We start from the raw sequence: 7,225 nt of genomic DNA, 5'->3' as shown, positions 1-7,225 counted from the left end.
AACAACGATAAAACAACGGTAGCGGGGAAGGGTATTTTGTTGGCAATGTGCCATCTTGGTCTTATGCTTTGCCTGGGAGGAACTGGGCCAGGCTCAACTGCGTAATTGCATCGCACATGACCACCCAATTGCATTGGTGCTGACCACCGTTTGCATCCGACTTGGCCAGTCATGCCAAAGAGGCGACCGGCAGAGAACGGCCACAAGCGGACGTTCACGAGTGAGGTGCTGGCCGGCTAGATGTGGTAGCCAAAGACGACGTTCACGTCACCTACGCGGGCAGTCCACTCATCATTGACGGCGGTCAATGGCATTTTGCCTGCACACTGTGATATCCCTAAAACTCCACAGTCGACTAGCAGAAGGAAATGCAATATGTCCGGTTCAGGCGGTAGCTATCTAGGTCCAGATACCCCCAGTGATTCTTGTGCAACTCTTCGGTTCGACACTCAGCTTGCATCGCCGAAAGCTCAGGTGATTGCAGGGCTGCAGGTCGGCGATGTGCTCGACATTGCCTTTGGGCAAGGTGGTAGCCAGGTTGTTGTTGCGCTGTGGAATGGCGTTGAGGCGGGTGGGATTGTCGATCCACACCTGAACCAACTGCGGAACTGCATGAACCAGAACGAACAGTTCCAGGCTCGTGTACTGAACATCAGCGGCGGGCAAGTGCGAGTTCGGGTGTATCACGTCTAACAGTGGGCAAGGAGAGCTCTATGATCACCATCGTAGGAGGCGTTTACCGGGAGCGGTGTATGCGCCCGGGTTGGGACGATATCTATGGATCGGCAGGACGCGCGGCAACGGCGATTGCCCGTTTCGGCGGTATAGCTGAACTGCACGCCTGCGTAGATAGTGGAACCCAAGAAGTTGTAGAGGCACGCGCAGCCGCTGAGGGCTTCAAGTTCAATGGCGCACCTGCTGAAGCAGGGGTGACCTTTGAGTACATCCATGGTCTGGCCAATCCCGACATTCGACGTGGTACTCATGCCAGGTCGACTTTGGCGGTGAGCGGGGAGAAGGTCCTCCGCTTCGGCATGATCGATGGAACCGCAGTGGTGAATGCAGACTTCGCGGTGTTTGATCCCCAGAACGCTGATGAGCCTGAATCCTTCAGCGCCAATGGCTCCACCGCCAAGCATCTGGCCTTGGTCCTGAATCGCCACGAAGCCAACTTGCTGTTGCCCGGCTCCCGCGGATTGTCCCCTCAGGACATCGCGGCTGCTTTGGCTAAACAGGAAAACGCGGAAGTTGTTGTCATCAAAATGGGGCCCTTGGGTGCCTTTGTGTACGACAACGGCAAGATCTCCACGGTACCGGCCTATCGCACGGAGCGCGTATGGAAGATCGGTTCCGGTGACACCTTCGCTGCCCACTTTGCGCTGGGGTGGCTGGACAACGGCCTTTCTGCTCACGATGCCGCTTCGATTGCGTCCATCGCGACAGCCTTCTATTGCGAGAGCCAGGGATTCCCCGACCAAGCCTTGTTGACAGCATTCAAGCCGAAGGCCTTGCAGCCCTCTCAGCGGTACCGCGATGGCTACATACCCAAGGTCTACCTCGCTGGCCCGTTCTTTACGCTCGCTGAGCTCTGGATGGTCGGGCAGGCTCGCCGGGACCTGAGAGCCATGGGCCTCGACGTCTTTTCTCCCTACCACGATGTCGGCCTGGGCACCGCGGAAGACGTTGTGGAAAAAGACCTCGAAGGTGTCCGCAACTGTGATGTGCTGTTCGCGATCGGCGATGGCCTTGACTCGGGCACGATTTTCGAGATTGGTTACGCCCGAGCCTTGAACAAGCCCGTCGTTTTCTATGCGGAGAATGAGTCCGAGCAAGATCAGAAGATGATGGAGGGCTCCGATTGCACCATGTCTGATGACTACGTCAGTGCGGTCTATCAGATGGTCTGGGAAGCGGTGGAGCTATGAAAACAGGTTTGCTGTTGTCCGGAGGCATGGACTCCTTGACGCTTGCTTGGTGGAAGCGGCCAGACATCGCATTCACCCTCAACTACGGTCAGCTGGCGGCACAGGCTGAGATCGAAGCTTCACGCACGATCTGCCAGCAGCTGGATATTCCACATCACGTGATTGAGATCGACTGTCGTCAGCTTGGCTCTGGAGACATGGCGGGCACCCAAGCTGACGGCTTGGCACCGGCCTCCGACTGGTGGCCATACCGGAACCAGATGCTGGTCACGCTGGCGGCGATGAAGGCGATTTCGTTTGGCGTGACGCACCTATGGCTCGGCACGGTGAAGTCGGATGGCTTCCACAAAGATGGTTCGCCTGAGTTCATGGCTGCGATCAGCCATCTGCTCTCCCTGCAGGAGGGTGGCATGGTGGTTGAGGCCCCCGCGATCGAGCTTTCTACTGCTGAGCTTGTGCGTCAGTCGGGCATTCCAGCTGGGCTTCTGGCCTGGGCCCACAGTTGCCACAAATCTCACGTGGCATGTGGAAACTGCCGCGGCTGCAACAAGTACATGGAGGTCTTCCTCGAGGTCGGCTATGACCTGGATCGACCTGGCTGATCCCCTGCCCAGGAGTGCTCCTGAGCCTTACACCCCGATCGTGTGGGAGCTGGGTGAGACTTGCTCGCTCCCATCCACCTCGGGTGTGCCTGATCGGCCGTTCAGCGAGGTCATAGACGCCCGCGCGTCGCATCGTGAGTTCGGCTCTGTTGATGGCCAGCAGCTCGGTGCATTCCTCTGGTTGGCCTGCAGAACGCATGGAGTGGGTGCTTCGGAACTTGGTTTCGACCTAGAGCATCGAGCGGCGCCGTCCGCAGGCGCGATTCACCCAATCCATGTTGTCGTTAAACGACCTGAGGATGACCGGTGGTGGTTGTACGTGCCCAGGAGTCATCAGCTCGCTGAGATCAAGCATGCGCCTGCCAAGCTCGCAGGCTTGCTCGATCTAAGCCTGCAGGTTCTGGCTGGTGATCAGGCAACCCGTTTCCTATTCCTGGCCGAGCCAGGGAAGACCCTGGGTAAGTACCAGGATGGGTGCAGCCTCATCTGGCGTGATGCGGGTGCATTGCTTGGAGTGATGGCTTTGACAGCTACAGCCCAGGGACTCAACTTCTGCCCGCTCGGCATCACGGGTGAGCCTTGGGCCAGTGGTTTAGCCGATCAGAGCAAGCTGTTCGGGGTTGGTCTTGCGCTTCTTGGTTCGGTCACGAACAGCTGAGTCGGGATTATGGTGGCCCATCCCCATGATGCTGTGCACCGTGGAGGGAGACGACATCATCTCTAGCCACATCAGCGCATCTAGCTCGGAAGCTCTGACGCCGAGCCCTTTGCTGAAACGGATGAACTGTTCCTCGAGCTCCAGGTAATTGCGCTCGACCGTCAGGTTATCCTCGAAGAACTTGCCCAGCAGGCCAGCTCGCAGGATGTGGATATCCAGGATGGCCACGTCGTCGGCGTCCAGCCAGTTACGGGCAACCCACGACGCGGTCTTGTAACCGATGCCGGGGATATCCAGCAGCCAGTCACGAAGTTCCTTTCCTGAGGAAAGAGGCGGTCGTTCAGCAGAAAGCTTCTGAAGCGCGGCGCTGAGATAACGCGCCTTCTGCTTGGCAAATCGGTACCGGACCTGGCGTCCGTCGATCGCGAGGGGCTCCTGTAGCCACTCAAGCAGGACTTCCTCTGCTGGGGGCTTCTCGCCGAAAGCACCACGCTCTCTTACGTGATGGAAAGCAGCGATGCCGACGTTGGCAGGAATGCCATGGCCACCCAACAGGCAGGCGCCGACTTCTTCTTTCAGCGTGGCACCGAGCTTGTAGTTGATTCGGTTGCCGGTGAGCCGGCGGGCATAGACCTGGTATGCCCAATATGCCGGCGTCGGGAATGCTTCCATGGCACCCCATGGGACGCCTGGAAGGACCTCTGCCTCTGCTTGGGGTAGCTCGACATTGAAGACCACTTGGTCCATGAAAATAGCGCCAAGTTGCATTAGGCGGCCTCCTCGTCGTTGCCGTAGAGCTCTTGCATCCACTGCAGTAGTTCGTGCCGCTCGATGGGGGCCAGGCTCTCGATGCGAGTGCGGAGCCTGGTTTGGCGGCGCTGAATGGTCTGGCGGTCCCTGAAGGTCTCGCCGAGGTAGCGGGTGTCGTGCAGTCGACTAGGGTGGGCGAAGTTCATCCACACCACTTCCTCGCGCATCTCTACGTGGGTTTTTGCTGGAAAACTGACTTTCCGCCACCCGACCAACTCTCGGTTGTAGAGATCACAGTCATAGCCCGACAGCATCACATTGCAAGGTAGTGCGACCACGCAACGCAGTAGACGGATGTGGTCAGCTTCGGTGTAGTCGCAGCGGTAGACCTTCTCGCGCCGGCGCGTATCGGGAACGTAGGGCGGATCCACATACACCAGCTCCTCGCCTTCGAACGCATAGCTTTCGAGGAAGGACACGGCATCGACCTGGTGGAGCTCGCAGATCCCGGGGAGCTTCGACTGCCAAAGCTCGATGACCTTGGAATCAAGGTCCAAGCCGATGTTCCGCTGCGCAGCTTTCTTGTTGCGCATGACGGCGCCACCACCAAGGTGGGACTCAATGTATGTCTGATGCGGTGGCATCAGGTTGATCAAGCGCTGGTAGCACTTGCCTTTTCCGCCTGGGTATTTCATGAGCCCAGCATCGTCAGAAATGACGATGATGTCAACGCTTAACGGCTGAACGGAGATCCAGGGGGTAGTGGCTGTGCAGACTGGCTCATCGCACTGCACTCACCAGGAATCGGCATGCAGGTGTCACAAATGGGGGGCGTTATTTTGACTTCCTCAAGGCGGAAGTAGCGGTCTCCAGACTTGAGTGCTGGGAACGCCTCGCAGTTTGCATAAGCCTGGCTGTATGAGACGTTGCCTCCCTGAATGTCGAAGACTATACCCCCTGGTCCATAGGATGGCCGGTGCTTGAGATCATCGAGCGCTCCCGCCTCTCCGTTCTCCCCGGCTGCCTTGATAACCACGTCGCGCAAAGTCTGAATTTCCGCATCTTTAGCTTCTGCAAACACCACGCGCGACAGGGTAGGCCTGAAGCCGCCCCCGACGCCGCTGGCTGTTCCTATGCGGTTCAAGCTGATTTGGACAAGGGTGACGATCTCCATACCGTGCTCCGTTTTGTTTGTCTGTGGCAGGCGAGGTGCGGTTACGCTGACTTGGGATTGTAGTTACCAGGAAATCACAATTCAGGAGGCTTTGTATTAGGCGTAAAACAGGCCGTAAGATCGGGCCATCCTCGATCATCTGGAGTAGCCATCTTGCCGAATGTGTTTTTCTCATACTGTCACGCTGACGAAGCGCTGCGAGATCAGCTTGAGAAGCAGCTCGCCATGTTAAAGCGGCAAGGAGTCATCGAGACTTGGCATGATCGAAGGATCCATGCTGGCCAGGAGATCGATACTGCCATTGATGACCATATCAACAGCGATGAGATCATCTTGTTGTTGGTCAGCCCGGACTTCATCGCTTCGGACTATTGCTACAACATCGAGATGAATCGGGCCATGGAGCGCCATCATGCGGGGCAGGCGATCGTCATCCCGGTGATCCTGCGCGCATGTGATTGGCACTACGCGCCATTCGGCAAACTGCTTGGCACTCCTCAGGATGGAAAGCCGGTAACGCAGTGGCCTGACAGGGATGAGGCGTTCTTGCAGGTGGCGAAAGAGGTACGTAAAGCGGCTGAAAAGTTGCGCAGCACTCATGCGAAAGCTAGCCCGCAAGCTGCTCGAGTCGAACTAATTACCCCTCAACAGGCAGTGCCTAGCGGGCCGCGATCAAGCAATCTTCGCCTTGCCAAGACGTTCACTCAGCTGGAAAAAGACCGATTCCAGATTGATACCTTCGAATACATCGCCCGCTATTTCGAAAACTCTCTGCAAGAGCTCCAGGCGCGAAACCCTGGCTTCGAGGGCGTGTTTCGTCGTGTCGACGCCAATAGGTTCTCCGCGACCATCTACAAAGATGGCCAAGACGTTGCGAGAGCAACAGTCTTCGTTGGAGGGCAGATGGGGGCGGGGATCTACTACAGCCAGGGCGCTTCGTTCAGTGGCAACTCGTACAACGAAATGCTTACGGTGCAAGCGGATGACCAGTCTCTCTATCTCACCAGCTTGGGGATGACCTTCCGTACGGGGCAGGACCAGAAGCTGTCCCAGGAAGGCGCCGCTGAGATGCTATGGGAAACCGTCATCGCCCCTCTGCAGCGTTGAGCTGACGCCTGCCAGTGGGTACTGAAGAAGAATCCTTGAGCCAGAAATGACAAGGCGGTCTCAGAGGCCGCCTCAAACCATGTTTCGTCACCGGTATCTGAATAGGCCTTGTGACTAGGCTTACACAGAGAATGAATCGCACAGCCAGAAACCATCGGCTGCTTTTGGCCGATTTCGGTCTGTCACAAAGGTCAGCTTTGGGTCGATTGCAGCCGGTCGTGACTACGGTGTGACTGGTAAAACCGCATGCAAGCGGTGGTCAGCACGAATGCAAATGCTTGGTCAGGGGGAATGCAATCGAGTGGTCAGCCAGTGCAATTGCGCATCAACCATGGGGCACCTGCTGGTGGATGTTCACCCGTAGCCTTTTCGTGTTCGCCGGCGCGAACGCAGCCCTTTCTGCCTTCCGGCAGGCCCTTTCGGGTAGGGCTTTTACCCTTGTGAACCATTCCCTTCACCTTTGGGCCATTTGCTCCAGCTGCAGTCGCTCATCGTTGGGGCAGGTGTTGATCCAGATCCATGGAGTCGTGAAGCACGCGAACCACCTCGAGCACCTGGTCTGCCGCAACCCGGTAGAAGACGAAGTGCCTGGGGCGGATGACCTTGCCGACCTTGGGCATCGAGCAGCAATAGACGAGATGGATGCTGCGCAGGCCTGGCCCCTCTTCTTCGCGGCTGAGGCTGCCGAGCCGCAGTGGGTCTGTCGCAACTGCTTCCAGCGCTGCGCCAATGAGTGCCTGGTAACGTCGGCGCGCGGCATCGCCGAAGCGGTTGTGGGTGAAGCGCAGGATATCGATGATGTCCGCTTGGACATCATGGGAGATGCGGTACTTGGCCATGCTTCAGTGGCTCGCCTGGTTACCGAGCTCGTCGAGGTATTGGGCCAGGTCGTCGCTGGTGATCTCGTCGTACTCGCCGCGCTCCAGTTGCATCAGCCCACTGGATGTTGCGTTGCGGAGGGCTTCGAGCTTGGCGCCATTCTGGGCTTCCTGTTGCAGCAGCAGGCGCA

At 57.8% G+C, this 7,225-nt stretch carries 9 protein-coding genes; 5 read left to right on the top strand and 4 right to left on the bottom strand.

The window, feature by feature from the left end; all coding sequences use genetic code 11:
• Window positions 1-375 precede the first annotated feature (375 nt).
• Genes HMPREF2924_RS27195 through HMPREF2924_RS35055 form a run of 4 tightly spaced genes read left to right on the top strand, consistent with a single transcriptional unit; the run spans window position 376 to window position 3,185 of the window.
• Complete coding sequence (locus tag HMPREF2924_RS27195; protein WP_031690684.1) at window positions 376-693, top strand: hypothetical protein; 318 nt, start codon at window positions 376-378, stop codon at window positions 691-693.
• A 20-nt stretch (window positions 694-713) separates the two neighbouring features.
• Window positions 714-1,925, top strand: a complete 1,212-nt coding sequence (locus tag HMPREF2924_RS27190; RefSeq protein ID WP_003134214.1) for a PfkB family carbohydrate kinase — start codon at window positions 714-716, stop codon at window positions 1,923-1,925.
• The gene (locus HMPREF2924_RS27185) at window positions 1,922-2,527 is read left to right on the top strand and encodes a 7-cyano-7-deazaguanine synthase (RefSeq protein ID WP_023094879.1); all 606 of its coding nucleotides are present in this window, start codon (window positions 1,922-1,924) and stop codon (window positions 2,525-2,527) included. The genes HMPREF2924_RS27190 and HMPREF2924_RS27185 overlap by 4 nt, the downstream gene beginning before the upstream one ends.
• Entirely contained in the window at window positions 2,505-3,185 is a 681-nt protein-coding gene (locus tag HMPREF2924_RS35055) for a nitroreductase family protein (RefSeq protein WP_069954859.1), read from the top strand. The genes HMPREF2924_RS27185 and HMPREF2924_RS35055 overlap by 23 nt, the downstream gene beginning before the upstream one ends.
• Here the strand turns inward: HMPREF2924_RS35055 and HMPREF2924_RS27180 are convergent.
• The 3 genes from HMPREF2924_RS27180 to HMPREF2924_RS27170 are packed head-to-tail and all read right to left on the bottom strand — an operon-like array spanning window position 3,120 to window position 5,109.
• A complete protein-coding gene (locus tag HMPREF2924_RS27180; RefSeq protein WP_023094878.1) occupies window positions 3,120-3,953 on the bottom strand; it encodes an 8-oxoguanine DNA glycosylase in 834 nt (277 codons plus the stop codon). The two genes, HMPREF2924_RS35055 and HMPREF2924_RS27180, sit on opposite strands and share 66 nt — an antisense overlap.
• Window positions 3,953-4,630 carry a DNA adenine methylase gene (locus HMPREF2924_RS27175; protein WP_003126718.1) on the bottom strand — a complete coding sequence of 226 codons (678 nt, stop codon included), beginning with the start codon at window positions 4,628-4,630 and terminating at the stop codon, window positions 3,953-3,955. The genes HMPREF2924_RS27180 and HMPREF2924_RS27175 overlap by 1 nt, the downstream gene beginning before the upstream one ends.
• Before the next feature lie 38 nt (window positions 4,631-4,668).
• Window positions 4,669-5,109 (bottom strand): hypothetical protein, encoded by a 441-nt coding sequence (locus HMPREF2924_RS27170; protein ID WP_063837802.1) that lies wholly within the window; start codon window positions 5,107-5,109, stop codon window positions 4,669-4,671.
• A gap of 153 nt (window positions 5,110-5,262) precedes the next feature.
• Here HMPREF2924_RS27170 and HMPREF2924_RS27165 point away from each other — a divergent pair, with 153 nt between their 5' ends.
• Window positions 5,263-6,216: a TIR domain-containing protein gene (locus HMPREF2924_RS27165; protein WP_031690682.1), complete on the top strand. Its 954-nt coding sequence runs from the start codon at window positions 5,263-5,265 to the stop codon at window positions 6,214-6,216.
• 488 nt (window positions 6,217-6,704) lie between these two features.
• On the opposite strand, the gene HMPREF2924_RS27160 is transcribed toward HMPREF2924_RS27165, so the two are convergent.
• Complete coding sequence (locus HMPREF2924_RS27160; RefSeq protein WP_003134211.1) at window positions 6,705-7,055, bottom strand: type II toxin-antitoxin system RelE/ParE family toxin; 351 nt, start codon at window positions 7,053-7,055, stop codon at window positions 6,705-6,707.
• Window positions 7,056-7,225: the final 170 nt, after the last annotated feature.

The sequence above is a fragment of the Pseudomonas sp. HMSC063H08 genome (assembly GCF_001813645.1).
Taxonomy (GTDB): domain Bacteria; phylum Pseudomonadota; class Gammaproteobacteria; order Pseudomonadales; family Pseudomonadaceae; genus Pseudomonas; species Pseudomonas aeruginosa.
Note: the sequence above shows the minus strand (reverse complement) of the source record. Positions and strands in the feature narration are given on the sequence as shown.